This window comes from Janthinobacterium sp. GW822-FHT07H10 (assembly GCF_058798675.1).
Genome location: NZ_JBXAKS010000004.1, coordinates 167,056 through 189,612, shown reverse-complemented (window position 1 = coordinate 189,612; position 22,557 = coordinate 167,056). Strand labels below are relative to the sequence as shown.

General features: G+C 61.0%; 20 protein-coding genes. 2 read left to right on the top strand and 18 right to left on the bottom strand.

Translation table 11 applies throughout. The annotated features are described in order from the left end of the window. Nucleotides 1–102 precede the first annotated feature (102 nt). Entirely contained in the window at nucleotides 103–279 is a 177-nt protein-coding gene (locus tag AC1RDJ_RS11470; RefSeq protein ID WP_289888351.1) for a hypothetical protein, read from the bottom strand. Between the two features lie 38 nt (nucleotides 280–317). Here AC1RDJ_RS11470 and AC1RDJ_RS11465 point away from each other — a divergent pair, with 38 nt between their 5' ends. Together AC1RDJ_RS11465 and AC1RDJ_RS11460 are read left to right on the top strand one after the other, a co-directional pair. Continuing rightward, entirely contained in the window at nucleotides 318–977 is a 660-nt protein-coding gene (locus AC1RDJ_RS11465; RefSeq protein ID WP_289888350.1) for an FxDxF family PEP-CTERM protein, read from the top strand. A 262-nt stretch (nucleotides 978–1,239) separates the two neighbouring features. Beyond that, on the top strand, nucleotides 1,240–1,689 hold the full coding sequence (locus AC1RDJ_RS11460) for a hypothetical protein (protein WP_493027487.1): 450 nt from the start codon (nucleotides 1,240–1,242) through the stop codon (nucleotides 1,687–1,689). Nucleotides 1,690–2,032: 343 nt separating this feature from the next. Here the strand turns inward: AC1RDJ_RS11460 and AC1RDJ_RS11455 are convergent, their stop codons facing one another. The 17 genes from AC1RDJ_RS11455 to AC1RDJ_RS11375 form a co-directional block, all read right to left on the bottom strand. Next, on the bottom strand, nucleotides 2,033–2,416 hold the full coding sequence (locus AC1RDJ_RS11455; protein ID WP_071325119.1) for a hypothetical protein: 384 nt from the start codon (nucleotides 2,414–2,416) through the stop codon (nucleotides 2,033–2,035). A 152-nt stretch (nucleotides 2,417–2,568) separates the two neighbouring features. Next, on the bottom strand, nucleotides 2,569–3,141 hold the full coding sequence (locus AC1RDJ_RS11450) for a hypothetical protein (protein WP_493027486.1): 573 nt from the start codon (nucleotides 3,139–3,141) through the stop codon (nucleotides 2,569–2,571). A gap of 167 nt (nucleotides 3,142–3,308) precedes the next feature. After that, nucleotides 3,309–3,644, bottom strand: a complete 336-nt coding sequence (locus AC1RDJ_RS11445; protein ID WP_156895065.1) for an energy transducer TonB — start codon at nucleotides 3,642–3,644, stop codon at nucleotides 3,309–3,311. 47 nt (nucleotides 3,645–3,691) lie between these two features. Further along, nucleotides 3,692–4,027: an energy transducer TonB gene (locus tag AC1RDJ_RS11440; protein WP_071325121.1), complete on the bottom strand. Its 336-nt coding sequence runs from the start codon at nucleotides 4,025–4,027 to the stop codon at nucleotides 3,692–3,694. A gap of 96 nt (nucleotides 4,028–4,123) precedes the next feature. Next, on the bottom strand, nucleotides 4,124–5,878 hold the full coding sequence (locus AC1RDJ_RS11435; RefSeq protein WP_232250958.1) for a methyl-accepting chemotaxis protein: 1,755 nt from the start codon (nucleotides 5,876–5,878) through the stop codon (nucleotides 4,124–4,126). A 520-nt stretch (nucleotides 5,879–6,398) separates the two neighbouring features. Next, nucleotides 6,399–6,863, bottom strand: a complete 465-nt coding sequence (locus AC1RDJ_RS11430) for a hypothetical protein (RefSeq protein WP_493027485.1) — start codon at nucleotides 6,861–6,863, stop codon at nucleotides 6,399–6,401. After that, on the bottom strand, nucleotides 6,863–7,858 hold the full coding sequence (dusA, locus tag AC1RDJ_RS11425; protein ID WP_071325124.1) for a tRNA dihydrouridine(20/20a) synthase DusA: 996 nt from the start codon (nucleotides 7,856–7,858) through the stop codon (nucleotides 6,863–6,865). Before dusA ends, AC1RDJ_RS11430 begins: the two co-directional genes overlap by 1 nt. A gap of 118 nt (nucleotides 7,859–7,976) precedes the next feature. Beyond that, the gene (gene typA, locus AC1RDJ_RS11420) at nucleotides 7,977–9,809 is read right to left on the bottom strand and encodes a translational GTPase TypA (RefSeq protein WP_071325125.1); all 1,833 of its coding nucleotides are present in this window, start codon (nucleotides 9,807–9,809) and stop codon (nucleotides 7,977–7,979) included. Nucleotides 9,810–10,159: 350 nt separating this feature from the next. After that, nucleotides 10,160–11,095 carry a tRNA pseudouridine(55) synthase TruB gene (truB, locus tag AC1RDJ_RS11415; RefSeq protein WP_493027484.1) on the bottom strand — a complete coding sequence of 312 codons (936 nt, stop codon included), beginning with the start codon at nucleotides 11,093–11,095 and terminating at the stop codon, nucleotides 10,160–10,162. 2 nt (nucleotides 11,096–11,097) lie between these two features. Next, the gene (gene rbfA, locus AC1RDJ_RS11410) at nucleotides 11,098–11,514 is read right to left on the bottom strand and encodes a 30S ribosome-binding factor RbfA (RefSeq protein ID WP_071325127.1); all 417 of its coding nucleotides are present in this window, start codon (nucleotides 11,512–11,514) and stop codon (nucleotides 11,098–11,100) included. A 116-nt stretch (nucleotides 11,515–11,630) separates the two neighbouring features. After that, nucleotides 11,631–14,498: a translation initiation factor IF-2 gene (gene infB / locus AC1RDJ_RS11405; RefSeq protein WP_071325128.1), complete on the bottom strand. Its 2,868-nt coding sequence runs from the start codon at nucleotides 14,496–14,498 to the stop codon at nucleotides 11,631–11,633. Between the two features lie 46 nt (nucleotides 14,499–14,544). Continuing rightward, complete coding sequence (gene nusA, locus AC1RDJ_RS11400; protein WP_071325129.1) at nucleotides 14,545–16,110, bottom strand: transcription termination factor NusA; 1,566 nt, start codon at nucleotides 16,108–16,110, stop codon at nucleotides 14,545–14,547. Continuing rightward, nucleotides 16,107–16,595, bottom strand: coding sequence for a ribosome maturation factor RimP (gene rimP, locus AC1RDJ_RS11395; RefSeq protein WP_071325130.1), 489 nt, complete (start codon nucleotides 16,593–16,595; stop codon nucleotides 16,107–16,109). Before rimP ends, nusA begins: the two co-directional genes overlap by 4 nt. Nucleotides 16,596–16,937: 342 nt before the next feature. After that, the gene (gene rluB, locus AC1RDJ_RS11390; RefSeq protein WP_493027482.1) at nucleotides 16,938–19,004 is read right to left on the bottom strand and encodes a 23S rRNA pseudouridine(2605) synthase RluB; all 2,067 of its coding nucleotides are present in this window, start codon (nucleotides 19,002–19,004) and stop codon (nucleotides 16,938–16,940) included. Then, complete coding sequence (scpB, locus tag AC1RDJ_RS11385; protein WP_071325132.1) at nucleotides 18,997–19,785, bottom strand: SMC-Scp complex subunit ScpB; 789 nt, start codon at nucleotides 19,783–19,785, stop codon at nucleotides 18,997–18,999. Before scpB ends, rluB begins: the two co-directional genes overlap by 8 nt. 394 nt (nucleotides 19,786–20,179) lie before the next feature. Beyond that, complete coding sequence (locus AC1RDJ_RS11380) at nucleotides 20,180–21,199, bottom strand: glucokinase (RefSeq protein ID WP_071325133.1); 1,020 nt, start codon at nucleotides 21,197–21,199, stop codon at nucleotides 20,180–20,182. Between the two features lie 375 nt (nucleotides 21,200–21,574). Continuing rightward, entirely contained in the window at nucleotides 21,575–22,537 is a 963-nt protein-coding gene (locus tag AC1RDJ_RS11375) for a VTT domain-containing protein (RefSeq protein ID WP_071325134.1), read from the bottom strand. Nucleotides 22,538–22,557: the final 20 nt, after the last annotated feature.

The window sequence follows — 22,557 nt, the reverse complement described above, 5'->3', positions numbered from 1 at the left end:
CGCGGCAGTGCCTATCGACTCGATATGCTGCCGCGCACGCTTGCCGCATGAAGAAACCTGCCTCGCTGTTGTAACGATGCAGGTTTTTTTACACCCGCGATGTCACAAAAATACTCTGGTGCAAGCAGCGCCAGGGCGCGCTTCGCCTTGGGGTGGCATTGCAATTAATTCATCATGGAAATCAATTGCCGCAAGGATATAAATGATTTCACAATTGCATTTATTTTTATCGAGCGCTTGTTCTTTGTGTGAGTTTTGGTGATATTCTTTAAATGTCATTTAGGAAATCAAATTAACTTTTAATCAACGGATAACACATGAAAAAGCCTGCCACTCTCTTCACGATCGCCGCACTGGCCGCCCTGGCCACCGCTGGCGCCGCCAACGCCGCGACCGAACTGGTGGTCAACGGCAGTTTTGAAAGCAACGTCATTGGCTCGCCCTACGCGCAGTTGAGCGCCGTCACGGGCTGGACCTCGTCCGTCAGCGGCAACACGGCTTTTGAAATCCAGAAAGGCGCCACGCAAGGCGGCCTGAGCGGCTTCAACCCCGTCGCCGCCGACGGCACGCAATATCTGGAACTCAATACCGAAAGCCTGTCGTCGCTGTCGCAAACGATCGCCACCACGGCTGGCGGCACGTATGCGCTGTCGTTTGCCTACTCGGGCCGTCCCGACACGCCGGGCGGCGCAAACAGCCTGATGAATGTCTACTGGGGTTCCACCCTGCTGACACCCACGGCCCTGGTCGGCAACACGGGCGGCGTCTGGCAAAGCTACAGCCAGAACCTGACGGCGCTCGGCAACTCGACGGTGCTGCGCTTCGAATCGATCGGCCCCGTCTCCGCGCCCACGTACGGTTCCTACCTGGACAACGTCTCCGTGATGGCCGCCGTGCCGGAACCGGAAACCTACGCCATGATGCTGCTGGGCCTGGGCTTGCTGGGCTTCATGGCGCGCCGCAAGCCTGCCGCCTGAACCTGATCGCCACGCCGGCAAAGCCGCCCCGCTGCAAAGCCGGGCGGCTTTTTCACGCCTGCAGACGCATATAAAGTTTCATGAAATGTTGCCCAAAAGAATTAAATTGCGACTACAATAGCATGACGTAGATCAAGCAATGCCCAGCATCGCTCCGCCAGGGCCGCCACCCCGCCCTGATCACCAGCACGCATTTATTGAACAGGATGGCTGGCGAGGCCGGGTGCGTTTCCGCTCCTGGCACCGCCACCAAGCACGCACCATGTCTGAAGAAAAATCCATCACTGAAACGAGTTCCTACGGCAAGGAAACCCCCGTGGGCAGGCCCGATGTCGATGGCCGCGCCGGCATTTTCGTGCCCACGGCGGAATTTGACATCGACAACACGACCACCATCCGCAAGGGCGCTGGCATCGTCGGCTTCGGCAACCTCGACGGCACCCTGACCGTGTATTTCGAGGCCAACCGCTTCGACGAGAGCAATCTGCACAAGTGGGAACACAAGGCGCGCAAGGCGTATGACCGCATGGTCATGGGCGCGCCCACGGTGTCGAAGGCGAAGATCGATGCGCGCATGCTGGAACAGGTGGGCATCATCGATGGCATGGGCATCAATATCAAGCACCCGGAACGCCTGACGCAATGGCTGGCCATGTCGAACGTGCTGGACACGGCGCCGGAAGCGTCCGTGGTGCGCTGGAAGAATCGCTGAATCGGCCGGAGAACGAGGCGTGGCGCCAGCGACGAGGCATTGTCCTACAAAGTGTCGGACAGTCATCTGATGCCCTTAAGCATCAACTCATCCTATGATGAAAGCATACCAACACACCTCATACTACTCAGGAGTACGACATGTCCCGCCTCATCCCGATCAGCTTTGGCGCCTTGCAAATAGGTCTGGCAGCGGCGGCGATGTATATCCTGTGCTCGGCGGACGTGCTGCACCAGACGGCCGTGTATTTCCACTGATTTCATCTCCAGGCAAACACGCAGCCGAGGGCAAGGGACGTTCCCGCCCGCTGCCCCCAAGGTGCAGTCAATTTGCTGCGATGTGACTAACGTCGGCCGTGGTAGCGGCCATGCCCGCCCCAGCCGCCGCGGTGTCCACCGTAGCGCCCAAAGCCAAACACGAAGTCCAGCCCGATCGACACGGGCGGGTTGTAATAATACGGTTGCGGCGCATACACGGGTGCCGGCACATACACGGGCTGCTGCACATAGACCGGCTGTTGCTGCACATACACTGGCTCATTCGTATATTCGACGCGCGGCTCGCTGATGACGCGGCCGGCCTGCACCGGCTCGGACGACACGGTATGCCACTCGTACGGGTTATACGCCCCCTGCGGCGCGCGCGTGCCGTAATAGGCGGGACCGGGCGGGGCCACGGCGCAGCCACCCAGGGCGGCCAGTGAAATTACTGCCAACAGGGTTTTCATCGCAATTCTCCTGATATGTACCACTACTTAATTAAGTACTATAAGAAATAATGAGGCACTTTGCTGCCCTTTTACCGATTGTTACACCCCGAAGCACGCCGCAACATGGAATGTGGCAAAGCCGCCACAGCCGGCCCATGCCGCATGATTCCTCAAATAAATGGAATAGCGCACGTATCGATCACCTTGCCCGCCGCATCGTAGCGCTGCACGCAGACCTGGTAGCGCACGCCGTAATCGAGGTCGACTTGCTCGACCTTGCCATATTTCAATTTCCAGCTGGGCTGCACCTGTTGCTTGCCGGCCAGCGCCGCCACGTCCTGCGGAATGGCCATGGCCGTTTGCACCTCGCCCTGGCGCGCTTCCTGGCGCCGCGCCACCTCGATGGAGACGGTCAGCGCCACGTCGACGCCGCCATCCGCATACGCCAGCACGGGCGCACTGCGCTGTGCCCGCATCACGCCCCAGGCGCAAGCCTGGCCAGCGGACTCGCAGCGTTTCAATTGCGCCAGCGGAAAATACTCGGCAGCAATCTTGCCATCCTTGATGGGCCAGCTCGTGCGCACGCCGTCGCGCTTGCCGGTCAGGGGATTGTCCCAGCTCAGGCTATTGACGACGGCCACCGTCTGTCCCGGCTGCAAGCCGGTGGGCGTGCCCAGCGCGGCGCAGGCGGACAACAGCATGGCGCTGGCGGCAACGGTGGAAAGTGTCAGGATGCGCTGCATGGTAGGCCTCTTTGATGGGGGAGCCCGAAGGTATGCTTCGAGGGTAACAGAATGGGGACGGCGCCGCCGTGGGGTGGCGCACATAACAGTACGGGCAGCGCCTTCGCAAGCGCTGCCCGTCATGGGTGAAGCAAAGTCCGGGAGCCAGGCTCCCGGCTAGGCCAGGATCAGTCCAGCTTCCAGGCGTAATCGACCTTGGTCCAGGTTTGCGCCGCGGCGCCGTCCTTGGTGCCCGGCTTGAACTTGCACGCGGACAAGGCCTTGATGGCAGCCTTGTCCAGGTTCTTGAAGCCGCTGCTCTTGTCGACTTTCGAATCGGCAACAGTACCATCGGCATTGACGAGGAAGGACATGGAGACCGTACCCTGCTCCTCGTTCATCAGCGAGGCTTTCGGATAGTCGGCCTTGCAGGTCTTGGCGTCGAACGACGCCGGCACCTCGGCCGCAAATGCCGCGGAAGAGACGGAAACCAGCAAGGCTGCTGCAACACTCACATAACGCATACTTTTAGACATTTGCTTCCCCATAATAGATCAGAATCAGACAGAGTTCACAGCTTCCAGGCGTAGTCGACCTTGGTCCAGGTCTGCGCCACGCTGCCATCCTTGGTGCCCGGCTTGAACTTGCAGGCGGAAATGGCCTTGATGGCCGCCTTGTCCAGGTTGCGGAAACCGCTGGATTTCTCCACCTTGGAATCGACGACCTTGCCGTCGGCGGCCACCAGGAACGACATCGTGACATCTCCCTGCTCTTCATTGATCAGGGAAGCCTTCGGGTATTCCGCCTTGCAGTTTTTGGCATCGAAGGTCGCCGGCACTTCGGCGGCCAGGATGGTGGCGCTCACGCCGGAGAGGAGTACAGCTGCGATAACACTACGCTTATTCATAGTTACACTTTTACACTTTTCAACAACGTTAAACAAAATCGTAAAACCGGCTGCACGCGTTGCCGTGCGCAGCCCCTGGATCTACCACCACCTGCCTTAAAACTCTTCCCACTCGTCATTGCTGCTGGACGCAGCCGCCTTGCGTGGCGCCGGAGCGGCCACGGGTGCGGCCGCTTCCGCCTTGCGGGCCAGCGACTTGACCGGACGCAATGCCGGCGCCGGCTTGCGCGCGGCGACCGGTGCGGCCACGGCAGGCGCGGGCACGTACGCCGGGGCTTTTTCCTCGCCTTCGACCAGCTTGAAGATGCTGACCACATGGGCCAGTTCGGCCGCCTGGTCTTGCAGGCTTTGCGCGGCGGCGGCCGCCTGTTCCACCAGGGCTGCATTTTGCTGCGTCATGCCATCCATCTCGATGATCGACAGGTTGACCTGTTCGATGCCGGCGCTCTGCTCCTGGCTGGCGCTGGCGATCTCGCTCATGATGTCGGTGACGCGGCGCACGCTGTCGACCACTTCACCCATCGTCACGCCGGCCTGGCCAACCAGGCGCGTGCCGCGTTCCGTCTTCTCGGCCGAATCGTCGATGAGGATCTTGATTTCTTTCGCGGCGCCAGCGGAACGCTGGGCCAGGTTGCGCACTTCCGACGCCACCACGGCAAAGCCACGGCCTTGCTCGCCGGCACGCGCCGCTTCCACGGCCGCGTTCAGCGCCAGGATGTTGGTCTGGAAGGCGATGCCATCGATCACGCCGATGATGTCGACGATTTTCTTCGCCGACTCATTGATCGAGCTCATGGTATCGACCACTTGCGAAACGACGGAGCCGCCCTTCAGCGCCACGTCCGATGCGGTGGCGGCCAGCTTGTTGGCTTCCCGCGCATTGTCGGCATTCTGTTTCACGGTCGAGGTCAGCTCTTCCATGGCCGACGCGGTTTTTTCCAGCGCGCTGGCCTGCATTTCCGTCCGCGACGACAGGTCGATATTGCCGTCGGCAATCTCGCGCGAGGCCGTGCCGATGGTTTCCGTACCGACGCGCACCTGGCCGACGATGCCCACCAGGCTGTTGCGCATTTCCTTCATTTCCGCCAGCAGGCTGGAATTGTCCGATGGCTGCGTATGGATGCCGATCGACAGGTCGCCATTGGCGATGCTGCCGGCGATCGACGCCGTGTAATCGGGTTCGCCGCCCAGCTGCTTCAGCAAGCCGCGGGTGATCACCAGCGCCGCCGCCACGCCCATCGCCACGGCCAGTACGCCGAGGATGATCATGAACAGGCGCGCGCTGTCGAAGGCCTTGCGGGCATCCGATTGCATCTGCTCGTTCAACTTGTCTTCCAGCGTGGCCAGCTGCTCCAGCGCTTCCATCCATTTTTTCTGCACGGGACGGATTTCCTTGATCATCACGCGCGTGGCGCCTTCCGCATCGTTGGCCATCCACAGCGCGGATGCCTTGGCGATGGCCGGCATGGCGGCCGCCTCGTATTCCTTGATCGAGGCCAGCAAGGTTTTTTCCTCAGGCGTCGACTCGATGGCGAATTTCTCTTCGAGCTTTTTCTGCGTTTCCTGATAGGTATTCGTTTGCGTCTTGATACGCGCCATTTCCGGCTCCATATCGCTTGCGTCCGTCATCAGGGTCAGGATGCGCAGCGAGGTGATGCGGTCGCTGACGTTGCCACGCATATCGATCACCAGGCGGGTGACGACATTGTTGACATTGATCACATGATCGAGACGTTCCTGGATTTGCGCCATGCGCGCGATGCCGAGGACGGTCACGGCCACCAGCAGAACCAGTACCAGGGCGAATCCCAGGCCCAGGCGAGTACCAACCTTCATTTTTGCTAAATTCATTTCGGCTCTTCGTAAATGAAACTATTGATAAGAATTTTTGCCCGGCACGACAAGACGAAGGCTGCGGGACGCCGGTTTCCGCCGCTGCCGATTGCTCAGCTGGTGGTATCCGGCCGCACGCAGCCTGGGGTACTTCCTGGTCTGCAGCTGCCCTGAAACAAGCGGTGACTGCGCATGCAAATTTGTTCCACACACTGCTGTTTTTACACTGTTGATGGTGAGATCAACATCAAACATTCATATGAGAAATATTTGTCTATAATCAATTATAGGTGTAAATTTTGCCTCAAAGCAAGCAATAAGTGCCTGAATAAATTGCAGATTAACTTTCTTCGGGGAAATGGCAACAAAGCCGTTTCTTGCCTTCTAGAAATGCCCCATGGCAGTGCGGGCGTGCGCCGAAACAGCGCATTTACAACACATGGCATAACCATATGACATCGTTCTGGAAGGGCGACTCAGAGGAAGGGGGAGTACGGACAATACCAGTGCGCCGGGGCACCGGTCTAGACAAGTTGGATCAGCTATCCCAACTGCAATGCATGACATAGGCGTGGCCGTCCACGCCAAAGACAAAGACGCTCCAGATGGCGCCCAATTGTCCTCCCAGGCTGCGCTGGCCCGACGATACCAGTTGATACCAATGCGGCTCGCTACCGAGCAATTCAAGCAGTTCGCGCGCGAAACCGTCATATAAGCGGGCGTCGAGCGGCTGGCGCTCCGCCTCGCTTATCGGTCGCAGGCGCTCGAGCAGCCACTGGCGCGGCGTGCACAAGGCGCCGCTGCACACCACCATCTCGATCGGCTGCAGGCGCAAGCCATCGGGCGCCACCTGCAGCGCGCGGCACAGCGCATCGAATGCGGCCGGCGGCGCGACGGCTCCCAGATACTCGCAAAGAAAGGCGCTGCCGTCATCCTTCAGCGCGCTGACGGCTTGCAGGTAGCCATGCAGCTGCTGCGCATGGCCGTGGCCGTCGCCGCGCATCAGGCCGGCAACGACAGGCGCGCCGCCGCTTCCAGCAGCAAGCGCGGGTCGCCCGAAGCGAGCTTCTTCGAATCGGACAAGGTCTGGCGGAAACCGCGCGCGCCGGGCAGGTTTTGCATCAGGCCCAGCATGTGGCGCGTGACGCTGTTCAGCTTCAAGCGCCCCGCTTCCTTCTCCAGCTGCGCACTGATGTACGGAATCATCGCCTCGAGCACCTGCTCGCGCGTCTTCACGGGCGACTCGTCGCCGTAATAGCGCTGGTCGAACTGCGCCATCACGTAGGGGTTGTGGTAAGCCTCGCGGCCCAGCATCACGCCGTCGAGGTGCTGCAGGTGCAGGTCGATCTCGTCCAGGGTCTTGATGCCGCCATTGATAATGAACTCGAATTGCGGAAAATCACGCTTCAAGCGGTAGGCATAGTCATACTTGAGGGGCGGCACTTCGCGGTTTTCCTTCGGGCTCAGGCCTTTCAGGATGGCGTTGCGCGCATGCACGATAAACGTCTTGCAGCCGGCATCGGCCACGGTGCCGACGAAGTCGCGCACGAAGTCATACGACTCGCTGTCATCGATGCCGATGCGGTGTTTCACCGTGACGTCGATATCGACCACGTCGCGCATGGCTTTCACGCAGTCGGCCACCAGTTGCGGCTCGGCCATCAGGCAGGCGCCAAACGCGCCCTTCTGCACGCGCTCGGACGGGCAGCCGCAGTTCAGGTTGACTTCGTCATAGCCCCACTGCTCACCCAATTTGGCGCTGGTGGCCAGGTCCTTCGGGTCGCTGCCGCCCAGCTGCAGCGCCACCGGATGCTCTTCCTCGTTGAAGCGCAAATGGCGTTCCACGTCGCCGTAGACGAGCGCGCCGGTCGTCACCATCTCGGTGTAGAGCCAGGTGTGGCGCGTGATTTCGCGGTGGAACTTGCGGCAATGGCGGTCGGTCCAGTCCATCATCGGGGCGACGGACAGGCGGCGGGAAGGCAAAGAGGAGGAAGTCATGGTGTCTACAAAAAACAGGGACTGCAAATGACAAACCCGCTGCGCGCCTCACCAGTGACGGTGACGCGGCGCAGCGGGCCGGAAGCGGCATGGCCCGCGGGCCATGCTCTACAACATATTACGCGTCACGCGACGCTTTTTTACGCTCGTGCTCTTTCAGGAAGCGCTTGCGCAGGCGGATCGATTTAGGCGTGATTTCCACCAGTTCGTCGTCCTCGATGAATTCGACTGCGTATTCCAGCGACATCTGAATTGGCGGTACCAGGCGCACCGCTTCGTCGGTACCCGACGAACGCACGTTGGTCAGCTGCTTGCCCTTGATCGGGTTGACGACCAGGTCGTTGTCGCGCGAGTGGATGCCGATGACCATGCCTTCGTAGACCGGGTCATTGTGCGACACGAACATGCGGCCGCGGTCTTGCAGTTTCCAGATCGCGTAGGCAACAGCGGCGCCGTCGTCCTGCGAAATCAGCACGCCGTTGCGACGGCCAGCCATTTCGCCACGGGTGTTGTCGACTGGCGCGTATTCGTGGAATACGTGGCTCATCAGGCCGGTACCGCGGGTCAGGGTCATGAATTCGCCCTGGAAGCCGATCAGGCCACGCGCCGGGATCAGGTACTCGAGACGCACGCGGCCCTTGCCATCCGATTCCATGTTTTGCAGGTCGCCGCGACGACGGCCCAGTTCTTCCATGACGCCGCCCTGGTTGGCTTCTTCCACGTCGACCGACAGGTTTTCAAACGGCTCGTGGCGCACGCCATCGACCATCTTGAACACCACGCGTGGACGCGAAACGGCCAGCTCGAAGCCTTCGCGACGCATGTTTTCGATCAGAATCGTCAGGTGCAGCTCGCCGCGGCCCGATACTTCGAAGATCGTGTCGTCGTCGGTTGGTGCCACGCGCAGAGCAACGTTGGCTTTCAATTCTTTTTCCAGACGGTCACGCAGTTGACGCGAGGTAACGAACTTGCCTTCGCGGCCAGCCAGTGGCGAGTTGTTGACCATGAAGTTCATGGTCAGGGTCGGCTCGTCGACGGTCAGCATTGGCAGCGCTTCAGGCGTGTCCAGTGCGCACAGGGTCGAACCGATGCCGATTTCGTCGATACCGTTGATCAGGCAGATGTCGCCGGCAACGGCTTCGTCCACCAGCACGCGCTCCAGGCCCTTGAAGTTCAGCACCTGGTTGATGCGGCCCTTGATCGGGGTAGCGCCTGGGCCATTGATGACCAGCACGTCCTGACCGACCTTGACGGTACCGCGGTTGACGCGGCCAATGCCGATCTTGCCCACGTACGACGAGTAGTCGAGCGAGGTGATCTGCATTTGCAGCGGGCCTTCCGGATTGTCGTCGCGTACTGGAACGTGTTCCAGGATGGCGTCAAACATCGGCTTCATGTCGCCGCCGCGCACGTCTTCGGTCAGGCCGGCATAGCCGTTCAGGCCCGAAGCGTAAATGATGGGGAAATCCAGTTGTTCGTCGGTCGCGCCCAGCTTGTCGAACAGTTCGAACGTCTGGTTGATGGCCCAGTCCGGACGTGCGCCTGGACGGTCGATCTTGTTGACGATGACGATAGGCTTCAGACCCAGTGCCAGCGCCTTGCGCGTGACGAAACGGGTTTGCGGCATCGGGCCTTCTTGTGCATCGATCAGCAGCAGAACCGAGTCCACCATCGACAGAACACGTTCCACTTCGCCGCCGAAGTCGGCGTGGCCTGGGGTGTCGACGATGTTGATGTGGGTGCCTTCGTACTCAACGGCGCAGTTCTTCGACAGAATCGTAATGCCGCGCTCCTTTTCCAGGTCGTTCGAGTCCATGACTCGGGTGTCGACCGCTTGGTTTTCACGGAAGGTGCCGGACTGACGCAGCAGCTGATCCACGAGGGTGGTTTTGCCGTGGTCAACGTGGGCGATAATGGCGATATTACGAATTGCGCGTTTTGTATTTGACATGGTCGTAGTAGTTACTGAAAAACTGCGGAGTGCGTACAAGGTGTACGAGATACCCGAATGCTAATCTATTTCCGGAACCGCGTAGTATAGCATGTTGCGTTGCAACGCTATCTAAAAATGCTGGCGGCTCCCGCAGTCGGGGACGGATTGTTTAAAAATGCGACACCGGGTTAGCAGTGTCGCTGATCAATATGACTTGACCATGACTTACCTATGACTTGACGGCACCGGACAAAACCGTCGCGAGCGGAAGTGAGTTGTGGCCAAGAAGCGCAGCTGTGCGCATGCACAGTGAGCCTCGCAGGCCGCAAATCACGACGCGCAGCAGGTTTGCTCAGGTGTTCACTGATTCACTGATGCGCCGTGGCGATCAGACGCTCCGGCGCCAGGATGCTGTACTCCTGCAACTGGCCCGTGCCCAGCAGCTTGCTGTCGTGGTACACGCGTACCCGGCCCGGTTCGGCTGGCACGGCGACGTCTTCCTTGCCCAGCGCGATGCGCTGGCCATGCAGGAAGCGCTTGGCCAATTCTTCCGTCAGCTGCACGGCGGGAAAGCTCGACAGCAAGGCATCGACGGGCGCCAGCAAGCTCAACGGAGCGGCATGCGCCGTCAGTTCGTCGAGCGTGACGACGCCGTCGAGGGTCAAACTGCCCACTTGCGTGCGGCGCAAGGCGTTCAGATGGGCGCCGCAGCCGAGCGCATGGCCGATGTCTTCGCCCAGCACGCGGATATACGTGCCCTTGCTGCACATCACGGACAATTTCAGGAACGGGGCTTCGTAGCCGAGGAATTCGAGCTTGTGAATGGTCACCGGGCGCGCTTCGCGCTCCAGGGTGATGCCTGCCCTTGCATACTCATATAAGGGCTTGCCGTCTCTTTTCAAGGCCGAGTACATGGGCGGCGTCTGCAAGATCGGCCCGCGGAACTGCGCCAGCACGGCCTCGATCTGCTCCTGCGTGACGTTGACGTCGCGCGTTTCCAGCACTGCGCCTTCGGTGTCGCCCGTATCCGTCGTCTGCCCCAGGTGCACCAGGGTTTCGTAGGTTTTATCGGCTTCCAGCAAATCCTGCGAGAACTTGGTCGCCTCGCCAAAGCACAGCGGCAACAAGCCCGTGGCAAATGGGTCCAGCGTGCCCGTATGGCCCGCCTTCTTCGCGTTCAGCACGCGCTTGGCCTTGATCAGGGCATCGTTGCTGGACCAGCCCACGGGCTTATCGAGCAGCAAGACGCCATCGACCAGGTCGCGCACCCGCTTGATGCCGGGCGGTTTCTTCGGACCGGCCACTGTTATTGCTCGTCCGCTTCTGGTTTGACGTCCGGCTCGGCATCGGCCGCGCGCGTGGCGTTCGCCTTGTCGATCAGCAAGGACATTTCCATGCCGCGCGAGGTCGAGCTGTCGTGCACGAAATGCAGCATCGGCAGGGTGTGGATATGCAGGCGCTTGCCCAGCAAGCCACGGATGAAGCCAGCGGCGGCCATCAGGCCTTCGGTGGTGTTCTTGATGGCTTCCTTGCTGTCTTTCAACATCGTGAAAAACACCTTGGCGTGTGCGTAGTCGGGCGTGATCTGCACTTCGGTGACGGTGATCATCGTGCCGACACGGGGGTCTTTCAGTTCGTAGGCGATGATTTCAGCCAGATCGCGCTGGATCTGGTCTGCCACGCGCAAGCCGCGCGCCGGCATGGTTTTGCTATGTTTAGCCATGATAGTAAGTGCTGTCCTAAGTGCCGCAGGGCGCATGGGTCAAACGGTTGCCCGTTGACCAATGCGCCCCACGTGTTTGCGCGGACAACGATATGTCCGCGCCATTACTGCTGTGATTACAGGGTACGAGCGATTTCCTGGACTTCGAATACTTCCAGTGTGTCGCCAACCTGAATGTCGTTGTAGTTCTTCAGCGACAGGCCGCACTCCAGACCGGCGCGAACTTCTTTCGCATCGTCCTTGAAACGCTTCAGGGAGTCGATCTCGCCGCTCCAAACCACGATGTTGTTGCGCAACAGGCGGACGGAAGAAGCACGCTTGACCACGCCATCGGTGACCAGGCAACCGGCAATCGCGCCCACTTTCGAGACCAGGATAACCTGGCGGATCTCGACCTGGCCGATGACGGTTTCGCGTTTCTCTGGCGCCAACATGCCCGACAACGCCGATTTGATCTCGTCGATCGCATCGTAAATGATGTTGTAGTAGCGAATGTCCACGCCATTCGACTCGGCCAGCTTGCGTGCCTGGGCATCAGCACGGGCGTTGAAGCCGATGATGACCGCTTTCGAGGCAACTGCCAGGTTGACGTCCGATTCCGTGATGCCGCCGACGGCCGCGTGTACCACTTGTACGCGCACTTCGGAGGTCGACAGTTTCTGCAAGGAACCAACCAGCGCTTCCTGCGAACCTTGCACGTCGGTTTTGATGATCAATGGCAAGTTTTTGACTTCGCCTTCGGCCATCTGGTCGAACATGTTTTCCAGTTTCGCGGCTTGTTGCTTGGCCAGTTTCACGTCACGGAACTTACCTTGACGGAACAGACCAATTTCACGCGCCTTGCGCTCGTCCGCCATGACGACGACTTCTTCACCGGCGACCGGCACTTCCGTCAGACCCTGGATTTCGACCGGAATCGAAGGACCCGCTTCAGCGATGGCCTTGCCGTTCTCGTCCAGCATGGCGCGAACACGGCCATACGACGAGCCAGCCAGAATCACGTCGCCGCGCTTCAGGGTACCGGACTGCACCAGGATCGTCGCGACAGGACCACGGCCCTTGTCCAGACGCGCCTCGACAACCAGGCCGCGCGCAGGCGCATCGACCGGTGCCGTCAATTCCAGCACTTCGGCTTGCAACAGCACTTGTTCCAGCAGATCGTCGATGCCCTGGCCCGTTTTGGCCGAGACCGGCACGAATGGCGATTCGCCACCGTATTCTTCCGGCACGACTTGTTCGGCAACCAGTTCCTGCGTCACGCGGTCCACGTTGCCACCCGGTTTGTCGACCTTGTTGATCGCCACCACCAGCGGCACGCCGGCTGCTTTCGCATGGGCAATCGCTTCTTTCGTTTGCGGCATCACGCCATCGTCGGCGGCAACCACCAGAATAACGATGTCGGTTGCCTTGGCGCCACGGGCACGCATCGCGGTAAACGCTTCGTGACCCGGGGTGTCGAGGAAGGTGATCATGCCGCGTGGCGTATCGACGTGGTAAGCGCCGATGTGCTGCGTAATGCCGCCCGCTTCGCCCGATGCAACCTTGGCGCGACGAATATAGTCCAGCAGCGAGGTCTTGCCATGGTCGACGTGACCCATGACGGTGACCACCGGTGCGCGTGGCTTGGTTTCGAAGTGCGCGTGTTCGCCCACATCGGCCAGCAACGCTTCCGGATCGTCCAGTTCGGCGGCGAACGCCTTGTGGCCCATTTCTTCCACCAGAATCATGGCGGTTTCCTGGTCCAGCACCTGGTTGATCGTGCACATCTGGCCCAATTTCATCAAATGCTTGATGACTTCGGATGCCTTGACGGACATTTTGTGCGCCAGTTCGGCCACGGTGATCGTTTCCGGTACGTGCACGTCCTTGACGACGGCTTCCGTCGGTGCCTGGAAGTTCGATTCACGGTCGTCATGGTGCGTCGGGCGACGGCCCTTCGCGCCACCGCGCCAGCTGTCACGGCCGCCTGGGCCGCTGTTGCCGCGTGGCTTGGGACCACCGGTGGTGCCGCGTTTTTTCGCGTCATCGGACCAGGTGGACGACACATTGGCCGACTTGATGGATTTCTTGTCTGCAACAACAGGCTTCTTGTCGCCCGGCTTGTCGCCAGGTTTCTTGTCAGCAGGCTTATGCAGCGTGCCTTCCGGCGCCTTCGGCTTGACCGGTACCGGCACTGGCTCAGGGGCTTTGATGGCGCGGCGTGGCGCGTTCATCATGGCCTTGATCTGGGCGACTTCGTCGGCAACAGCCTTGCGTGCACGCTCGGTGGCTTCCGCTTTGTCGGCGGCTTCCTTGGCGGCAACAGCAGCGGCGGCGGCTTTTTTCTTCGCTTCTTCAGCGGCAGCGGCTTTTTTCGCTTCCGCAGCAGCGTCGTCGGCGACGGCCGGCGTGCCGGCGGCAGCGGCAGCAACCACGGTGGCGGCCTTGGCGGCGGCTTTCTTGGCTTCTGCTTCGGCTTCTTTCTTCGCGGCCAGTTCAGCCTGTTGCGTGGCTTTCGCCTGGGCTTCTTTTTCCGCGTCGAGCTTGGCCAGACGTTCTTGCTTTTCGCGCAGATCGGCTTCCTGGCGGGCGATCAGTTCTGCCTGTTTACGGGCATCTTCTTCACGGCGCGCCACTTCGGCGGGATCGATTACCGGTGCGGCAGGCGCGACCGGCTCAGCGGCGGCGACCGGCGCCGCTTCGTCACGCTGGACGAAGGTGCGTTTCTTGCGCACTTCCACCTGGATGGTGCGCGATTTGCCGGTTGCGTCAGCTTGCTTGATCTCAGTCGTTTCCTTGCGGGTCACGGTGATTTTTTTCTTTTCTGTGTCAGCCGCTGCGCCATGGGTGCGGCGCAGATGATCCAAAAGCTTGTCCTTATCATCTTTCGACAATGGATCTGACGTCGAACTTTTTTCGACGCCGGCAGAACGCAGCTGCGTCAGCAGCAAATCTGCAGGCATCTTCAGTTCGGTGGCAAATTGGGCTACGTTGTTACTCGCCATTCAGTCCTCTTTTCTATGTGTCGCGGAGATGATAAAGATACTCAAATTAAGCCTTTGCGGATTCGGCCAGACTCCATGCCTTGGCTTGCAACGCCTTGGCACGATCGTCGTATTTCGAGTCAACCAACTTCATCTCATCGTCGGTCACATCTTTAAATTCACTTGTAATCAGTTCACGCGCACGGTCCGCAGACAAGGCCAGGATTGCGCCAAATTCGTCGTATGCCAGTGCTGCAAATGCTTCAACGGTCTTGATACCAGCCAGACCCAGCTTGCCGGCGGTGACGCGGTCCATGCCTTCCAGACTCACCAACGCCTCATCCATGCCTTCCAGACCCTCTTCCGAAGCGATCGCTTCGGTCACGAGCGCATCACGCGCACGGGTACGGAGTTCATTGACGGTATCTTCGTCAAACGATTCGATTTCCAGCATTTCGGAAATTGGCACGTAAGCGATTTCTTCCAGACTGGCGAAACCTTCTTCCACCAGAATATCGGCCACTTCCTGGTCGACATCGAGCTTTTCCATGAACAGGATGCGCACGGCAGCCGTTTCCTGGGCAGCTTTGTCGGCCGATTCTTCGGCCGTCATGATGTTGATCTTCCAGCCGGTCAGTTCCGACGCCAGGCGTACGTTCTGGCCGGAGCGGCCGATCGCGATCGCCAGGTTTTCTTCATCGACGACGACATCCATCGCGTGTTTCTCTTCATCGACCATGATCGACGAGACGTTCGCCGGCGCCAGGGCGCCAATGACGAACTGCGCCGGATCTTCCGACCACAGCACGATGTCGACGCGCTCGCCGCCCAGCTCACCGGTCACGGCCTGCACGCGCGAACCGCGCATGCCGACGCAGGTGCCGATCGGGTCGATGCGCTTGTCGGCCGTGTAGACGGCGATCTTGGCGCGTACGCCGGCGTCGCGGGCCGCCGATTTGATTTCCAGCATGCCTTGCTCGATTTCCGGCACTTCCAGCTCGAACAGCTTCATGATGAATTCTGGCGCGGTGCGCGACAGGATCACTTGCGGGCCGCGCATATTGCGGTCGATGCGCAGGATGTAGGCACGCACACGGTCGCCGATACGCAGATTCTCTTTCGGGATCATCTGGTCGCGTGGCAGGCGTGCTTCGATCTTGCCCGACTCGACGATGGCGTCGCCGCGTTCCATGCGCTTGATGGTGCCGGTGACGAGCGAATCGCCGCGTTCCAGGAAGTCGACCAGGATCTGTTCGCGCTCGGCGTCACGCACGCGCTGCAGGACGACCTGTTTGGTATCCTGGGCGAAACGGCGGCCGAATTCGACGGATTCGATCGGTTCTTCGATGTGATCATCGACTTCGATATCGGGAATCTGTTCTTTTGCCTCGAAATGCAGGATCTCCTGATCCGGCAATTGCAGGCCCGCTTCATCGGGCACCACGTGCCAGCGGCGGAACGATTCGAATTCGCCCGTTTCGCGGTCGATCGAAACGCGGATGTCTACCTCACCCTCATACCGTTTCTTCGTGGCTTGCGCCAACGCGAATTCGAGGGCGCCGAAGACGACATCTTTATCGACGTTTTTTTCGCGCGCCAGCGCGTCAACCAATAATAAAACTTCGCGGCTCATGCTTTGCGTCCCTTAAAAACCACCTGCGGCACCAAGCGTGCCTTATCCACATCGGCGAGCGTAAACTCCAACATCGCCGGACCATCCTTACCTTCAAATTCCAACGACAATTTATCGCCCACGGGTTCTTGCAGAATCCCCTGGAACGATTTCCGGTTGTTCGTACCCGGCATCGCCACGTTCAGCTTGACGATGATTTCCTGGCCTGCGAAACGGACAAAGTCTTCCAGCTTGCGCACCGGACGATCGAGACCCGGGGAAGAAATCTCGAGACGCTCGTAAGGAACGTTCTCTACCGTCAACACATGCGATAACTGGTGACTGACCGTGGCACAATCTTCGACCGTGATCGGACCTTTTTCAGCGGCATCGGCGGCGCTGAAATCAATAAAGACGCGCAGCAGCCCGCGCTCGGCACGTTCGACATCAACGAGCTCATAGCCCAGACCTGTGACTGTCTTTTCAATTAATCCCAACTGCTGCAAGAAATTCTCCAGAAAAAGGCCTGTTTTTCAGCATCGCGGCACTGCAACAGCGCCGACGGCATGCAAAAGAACACGCACAAGTCATATATGGCCCCTTGCGGAGCCATTACAAACGGTTCAACAAAAAAAAAATGGGCATCTGCCCATCTTCTTGTATTTCCCCAACCAGATGAAAGCACTCCCCACCAAACAACCCTGCGGAGAACTTTTATTAGGCTGCAGATTATAACCTCTTATTAACTTCGCCGCAATGCCGCACACGAGGAGCGGCCCGGCTTACAACAGTTACAAGAGCGCGCACCCGGGGCAAATAATCGGGGGCGCGAGAAGCAATCCTCTGAATTAACCTTTGCTGCGACGGCGCGGCATGCCATCCATGCCGCCACGATCCATGCCGCCGCGCGGCTGGCCACCGGAGCGCGCCTGACCACCGGCACCGCCCGCATTGCGGCGCGGACCCGTGTTGGCGAAACCGAATGCCGTTTGCAGCGGATCGGGCTGGCGCGGACCGCGTTGCGGCGCGCGGCCTTCGCCGCCACCGGCCGGACGGCCCTGGCCTGCCGCACGCGGCGGACGACCCTGGCCTTGCGGCGCGCCTTCGAACGACGCCGACGAACGGGGCTGGCCACCCTGGAACGGACCTTGCGGCTGGCCACGGCCAGGACCACGCGCTTCGCCAGGACGGCCGCTGCCGCCTGGGCGACCCTGGCCTTGCGGACGGGCAAACTGGCCTTGCGGCTGGCCACGGCGCGGCGCGACCGGGAATGGATCGGCGTTGCGGTTGCTCACATCGATGCGGTTGCCGTTCGGCTCATCGTCGCGGCTGGCCTTGCGTGCTTCGCGGCCCTTGGCGGCGCCGGCGGCACGGGGATCGCCCGAAGGCGGCATTTTCTTTTCGATGCCGTAGGCGGCCAGCAGGTCGCGCACGGTGTTTTCATCCATCTCTTCCCAGCGGCCGCGTTTCAGGCCGCTCGGCAGGGTCATGGCGCCGTAGCGGGTACGGATCAGGCGCGAAACGGTCAGGCCGATCGCTTCGAACATGCGGCGCACTTCGCGGTTACGGCCTTCGCCGATGACCACGCGGTACCACTTGTTGATGCCTTCGCCGCCGCCATCGGCAATCTTGGAGAATTGCGCCAGACCGTCTTCCAACTCGACGCCGGCCAGCAGCTTCTGGCGCATGCCCTCTTCCAGCTCGCCCAGCGTACGCACGGCGTATTCGCGGTCGATGCCGTAGCGGGGGTGCATCAGGCGGTTGGCCAGGTCACCGGACGTGGTAAACAGCAGCAAACCTTCCGTATTGAAATCGAGGCGGCCGACGGCCAGCCATTTGCCGGCCTTCATGGTCGGCAGGCGGTCGAACACGGATGGACGGCCGTCCGGGTCATTATGGCTGACGATTTCGCCGGCCGGCTTGTGATAGACCAACACGCGCGGCGGCTTCTTGCTGACGCGGCGCTGGATCAGTTTGCCGTTGATGCGCACATGGTCGCTCGGCAAGATGCGCTGGCCGATATGGGCTGGCTCGCCATTCACGGAGACGCGGCCGGAAATGATCAGGTCCTCCATGTCGCGGCGGGAACCGAGGCCGGCTTCGGCCAGCACCTTGTGCAGCTTCGGCGCGTCGTCGTCGGACGTCAGGTCGCGGCGCACGGCGGCTTTTTGCACGCGGCCCGTGCCACCCTCTTCGCTGTCGAAAGCGTCGGAGGTGACGAAGGAGAACACGGCGTCAGCATCACTGAGCTTGCCCGGCGCGGCCTGGCGGCCCTTGCCCTTCTTGCGGCTCTTGCCGGCGTTCTTGCCGGCGCCTGGCACGTCGTTGCGCGGACCGCGCGGCAGGCGCGGACCGGAAACGAGGTTGCCTTCGGCATCGAACACATCGGCGACGGGCGCGGCCGGTGCCGCATCGGCGGCCTGCGGCGCTTCGGCGCTGTCAACAGGCGGACGCGGCGGCTGGCGCAACGCGCGCTCGGCTTGCACGCCACGCATCTGACGCGGACCGCGCGTCGGGCGCGCTTCGGCTGGCTTCTCGGCCACGGCTTCCGGCGCAGCTTCCGCTTCGGCGGCGGCGGCCTTGGCGGCGGCGCGGGCGCGCGGCGGACGCGGCGCCGGGGCGGCAACCGCCTCGGCAGCGGCTTCCGCCGCGTCGGCCACGGCCTTCAGGGCTGGCTTGGCGCGGGTTTTCTTGGCGGCCGGCGCGGCATCGGCAGCGGCAGCATCGGCAGCGACGGGCGCATCGGCGGCCACGTCGGCTTTCGTGCGGCGCTTCGGCTTGGCGGCAACGGCGTCGCCAGCAGCGGCAGCGGCTGCCGTATCGGCTTCGATCTGGGCCTTGGTGCGGCGCTTGGGCTTGGCAACGATGGCTTCGTCGCTGGCGGTAACTGTCTCGGGTGTATTCGGATTATTCATTCTTCGTTTCTTGGCTGTGCTGACCTGGCGCAGCGTCAACCGTTAGTTCTGGCGCAGGGTCGTGAGTGTAGGCTTCGTCCATGGGCGAAGCATCGGGGCCGGCATCAAGGCTTGCTGTCACATCTGTCACAGCCGTATTGCTACCTGCACCAAGCTGTAGGGCAACTTCATTCGTTGCCTTGTCAAAATTTTCTTGCAGGGCCGCTTCCAGGGCTTCAAGCCCATTGCCCTGCATTTCACTGATTTGCTGCAACGGCGGCAGCTGGGACAGCGAATGCAAACCCAGGTCATCCAAAAACTGCTTGGTGGTGGCCAGCAAGGCCGGCCGTCCCACCACGTCGCGGTAGCCGATCGCATCGACCCAGCCGCGGTCTTCCAGCATCTTGATCGTCTGCGAATTGACGGCAACGCCGCGAATTTCCTCGATATCGCCGCGCGTCACCGGCTGGCGATAGGCGATGATGGCCAGGGTTTCCAGCGTCGCCCGCGAATACTTGGGCGGCCGCTCCGGCGTCAGGCGGTCCAGATACATCTTCATTTCCGGACGGCTTTGAAAACGCCAGCCGGAAGCGAGGCTGACGATCTCGATGCCGCGTCCTTCCCACTCATCGCGCAACTCTTCCAGCAGCTGCTTGATCGTGTCGGCGCCAACGCCGACGCCGCGCACGCGGCCATTCTCGTCCGCATCGACGAACAGCTTCTTCAAGCTGTGGATCGACAGCGATTCACGAGCGCACAGCAATGCGGTTTCGAGGACTTTCTTAGCCTCAATTGTATTCATAGCAATTCTGTGCGGATGTGTGTTGCAATTCGTATGCAGAGAAAGAAATCAAAACGTTCATTTCAACGTAACAGATGGCAGACATCGATGATGACGCCGTGCTGGGTTACTAGTTGAGGCTGTTTCCGACGCCTTGGCCGATGCGCGCAAAGCGGGACTTGCGGATGCAGTGAAAGTCCTGCGATCCATGGTGCTGGCCTTAAATAACCAGCAATGAAACGATATCCGGAGCAGCTGCTTCCCCTGTGGCGGCACATCAGCCAGGCAGGCGAGCAACAGTCGTCGTTTCATCCAACGATGCCAATTGTACCTGATAAAAAGCGGAAAAGCGCAAAACCGGGCAAAACACGCGTTTTACCCGGCCCTGGCGCGACACATCGCCCTGCCCTTCGCCTTACAGGGAGGCGAGTTTCTCCGAGAGAATGGCCGATGCACCCAGGAAAGCTGGGTACTGCGCCGTGATGACAAACGTCGGCACTTGCGACACGTAGTTGGCAAAGCGGCCCTTGCGCTCGAAGCGGGCGCGGAAACCGGAGCGGTCGAAGCGCTGCCCCAGGCGTGGCACGATGCCGCCGCCTATATAGATACCGCCGAGCGCGCCCAGGGTCACGGCGACGTTGCCCGCCACCGTGCCCAGCATGCAGCAGAACGCCTCGATGACGTCGTCGCACAGCTGGGATTCGCCGGCCAGCGCGCGGCGCGTGATTTCCGCCGCCGTCAAGTCTTCGGCCGGCACGCCGGCGCGGTCGGCCAGGGCGCGGTAGATCAGTTCCAGGCCGTCGCCGGAAATCAGGCGCTCGGCCGAGACGTGCTCGTATTCGCGCCAGGCAAATTGCAAGATGCTCACTTCCGTCTCATTGAACGGCGCGAAGCTCACATGGCCGCCTTCGCTTTGCAGGGCGATCCAGCCGCCATGCGACGGAATCAGGCCCGACACGCCGAGGCCCGTGCCGGCACCGATCAGGCCGATGGCCGTGTTCGGACGCGCCGTGCCGGCGCCGATCTGGTGCTTTTGCTCGCTCGACAGCAGCGGCAGCGCGCGCGCCAGGGCCGTGAAATCGTTGACCACGTCCAGGGTCGTGAAACCGCACTCTTCGCGCATGGCGCGGATCGAGAACGACCAGTGGTGGTTCGTCATGCTGAGGAAGTCGCCGTCGACGGGGTTGGCGATGGCGATCATGGCATGGCGCACGGCTTGCCCGCCTGCGGCGGCCACATGCGGCAAGGCCAGGTAGGCTTGCAGCGCGGCGGACAGGCTCGGGTAATCGGCGCAAGGCAGCACTTCCACCAGGATGATGTGGCCGGTGGCCACTTCCAGGGCGAAACGGGCATTGGTGCCGCCCACGTCGGCCAGCAGGCGCGGTCCATCGGCGAAGGCGGAAGTCGGCAGTACGGGAGAAGACGAAGCGCTCATGATTTGAATTATGAAGTGGGACGCATGGGACGCCAAGCTTAAAGGATGAATGCGCCCGGAGGCAAGCAAAGTTTGTAGTTTAAGTACATCAAAACAAGCCTTTATTGGTAGTTCCACTCCAAATGCAACAAGCAGCGTCAAAATTGCTCACGAACAATGATTTATAGTAAGTACTTGCACTCGCCAGCCATGTGAAAAGCATGCTGCACAGCAGCAGGAATCGCCTTGAAAGCAGAGTATGCCGGAGTTTGCGCAAAGCCGCTGTATACGCGACGGCGCAGGTGCGGCACTGCCGTCCGGACGGCCCGGCGACGCTGTTTTCGTATTATTACTACCGGTTTTTACGGCCGGCCTGCGTGCAGGATGCGGCGCGGATCAGGATGGCAAACCTTCGCCCAGCAGGCTGGCCGGTACGGCCTGATCGGAGCGGTAGGCGGCATTCCAGGCATCGAGGCCGCCATGCAGGGGCTTGGCCCGGTGGAAGCCGTGCTGGTGCAGCAGCGTGGCCACTTGCGCGGCCGTCACATCGTTAGGACAGCTGCAATACACGATGATGTGGCGGTCCTTGTCCATGGCGATCATGGCTGGTACCGGTTCCTTGCCGTTGAAGAACAAGGCACCCGGCACGGCCGGCTCCAGCGCCTGCGCCGTGGCGCTGCGGGCGTCGACCATCAACGGGTCCTCGCCCTGCTCGATCAGGTCCAGCAATTCATCGATGCCGATGCGCTCGATCTGTAAGGCCTGGCGGAAACGCCGGCGTTCAAGGAATTTGTACAGCAGGAACAATCCCAGCAAGGTCGCCAGCACCAGCAGGGCCGTGCTGCCCATGGTGCTGAGCAAATCGAGCACTTGCTGCACGCTGGCATGGAAGATCACGCCGACGACGATGCCCGTGCCGCTCCACAGCAAGGCGCCCAGGCCCGCGTACAGGAAGAACAGGCCCGGCGGCGTGCCCAGCGCACCGGACATGGGCGCGGCCACGGTATTGAAACCCGGCACGAATTTGGAGACGATCAGGGCTTTCGGGCCCCAACGCTTGAACTTGTCTTCCGTCTGGCTGACGCAGTAATCGGGCGACAGCGAGATGCGGCACAGCAGGCGCAGGATGCGCTTGCCGAAATGGCGGCCCGCGCGGAACCACGTAAAGTCGCTGATCAGGCAGGCGCCCAGCGCGGCGGCCAGCACCAGCGCCCCATTCATGTCGCCATCGACGGCCAGCGCGCCCGCCACCACGAGAATGGGGAAGGCGGGAATCGGCAGGCCGAGCTGCTCCACCAGCACGATGCCAAAGACGATCAGGACACCGTAATGTTCGAGCAGGTAAATGAGGTTGGGCATGGCCGCTATCTTACCGTAAA